Below are 1,767 nucleotides of genomic sequence, written 5' to 3'. Positions count from 1 at the left end.
CCGTCCCTCGGTTTTAAGGGTTTATCTCACATATACTCACTTATTCGCAGGATTTCAACACCTTAGATCAGATCAATCTTAGGATAGTGAACAGATGAACCGGATTGACATGGCGGGCTGGGCATGTGGAAATAGAGGACTATTAGGAAATATTCCCCAATCAGTTTCTACTGCACACATACTCCACTGATCCCTTGGCGTTCACCCTCCCATGACTCAACGGGTCATTGCCCTTACAATCCTTCGTCATACTTGTCCAAGGTGTGGAGACCGATAGCGTTTAGCGGATGGGTCATAGCCCTTATGGAGAACGAACTCGGTCCTCGTGCTTTCTTTGTGAAATCCCGCGAATGAGTCAATATACGTGATACTTCTAGCTTAAGCTGCTTCTGTCCAATTCAAAACCGTTTTCTCTGGCGTAAACTCTTCTCCTCGTTGAACAATACCAACCAAGATCCGTGCTAGTTTCCCAATCAACTTAAAGATGGACTGCTGCTTTTTCATCATTTTCTCATGCACATTATGTTCATGCAGATGGCGGAAAACGGGATTATTCCAAACAAGTTGAACCGTCGCCAGGTAGAGATATTTTCGTAAGGTGGAGTCTCCTCGTTTCGAAAGTACAATTTGTCCTTTTCGTTTTCCAGACTTACTTTGAGCTAAATTAAGGCCAGCCTTCCGTAAAACCTGACGTCCGTGCGCGTATTGCCTTAAATCCCCTGTACCAGCCAATATGGCCGCGGTGAAAATCTTCCCAAGCCCTTTTATGGTACGAAGCTGCTGCGCCATTGGAATCTCCGAAAGCAGTGCTTCGATGTCCTTTTCAATCTGTTCTAGCATGGAGGTCACACGCTCAAACTCTTCAATGAGCCGTTTTAAATCTGCTTTCGCTTCGTCAACAGCAACTCGTTCTCCAACGCTTCGTTTAGCTTGTGCGATCAGTAGCGCTGCCTTCTCGGTTCCCGTAGTGCCCCCGGCGCGCTGCATATGGACTCTCCAAGCACTAAGGACATCGGCTACCGTATGCTTCTCAAGGTCCTGTGGACAAGGGAAAGTCTTGAGAGTCGCCAATGAACGCTTACAGGTCCAGTCTTTGAACACCGAAGGATATTCCGGGAAACGAATGTCCAGCCAGCGTACGATTCGATTCTGCAGCCGTACACTATTCGTCACCCAAAATTCTCGGTCACTCATCAAGGTCTTCAAGCGCTGGAACTCATGTGACTGACGCGTGTACTCGTAATAGAAACCTCGGCTGACGGAATCTGCAATGGTCAGTGCATCTTTTGGGTCATTCTTTGACGGGCTATTATCCCGGTTTTCTTTATTTCTCTTCGTCGTTGCTGGATTAACCATGACTACATGCAAGTTTTTATCTGTTAACCAGTTGGCCAGGTTGAACCAGTAATGCCCGGTGGGTTCCATGCCGATAATGAGCCTATTTAATCGATGTTTCTGCAGTAATTCACTCATCCAGCGACTCAGTTTTTCAAACCCTTCAACGCTATTGGAGAATGAGAGATGACGTTTCGAAACCACTAATCCGCGGAAATTTGTTGCTTGTGCGACATGTATTTCTTTAGCCATGTCGATCCCTATTACAAGATGCGAGGTAGTAATTTGTTCAACCCGTTGATTTTGTGCGTCTATTTCCTTAAACTTCATAGTAAGAGCTCCTCCCTGATGTGTGTTCTCGACAAACCCATCATACCGAGGAGCTCCTTTTTTTACAAAGCTCATTTCTTAAGCTCTACAGGATTGTTTAGC

Annotated in this window: 1 protein-coding gene; it reads right to left on the bottom strand. The window is 46.0% G+C overall.

Annotation, left to right across the window (positions count from 1 at the left end; all coding sequences use genetic code 11):
- Nucleotides 1–378: 378 nt before the first annotated feature.
- Entirely contained in the window at nucleotides 379–1,665 is a 1,287-nt protein-coding gene (locus PCH02S_RS35450; protein WP_127458797.1) for an IS110 family RNA-guided transposase, read from the bottom strand.
- Nucleotides 1,666–1,767: the final 102 nt, after the last annotated feature.

Origin of the sequence: Paenibacillus chondroitinus NBRC 15376, from assembly GCF_004000765.1 — a bacterium.
Taxonomy (GTDB): domain Bacteria; phylum Bacillota; class Bacilli; order Paenibacillales; family NBRC-103111; genus Paenibacillus_E; species Paenibacillus_E chondroitinus.
The sequence above is the reverse complement of the archived record's forward strand: the minus strand, read 5'-3'. Positions and strand labels throughout refer to the sequence as shown.

Bases quoted from the DNA above. Each gene is read 5' to 3' on its own strand.
- PCH02S_RS35450 (WP_127458797.1), bottom strand. From the start codon at position 1,665: ATGAAGTTTAAGGAAATAGACGCACAAAATCAACGGGTTGAACAAATT.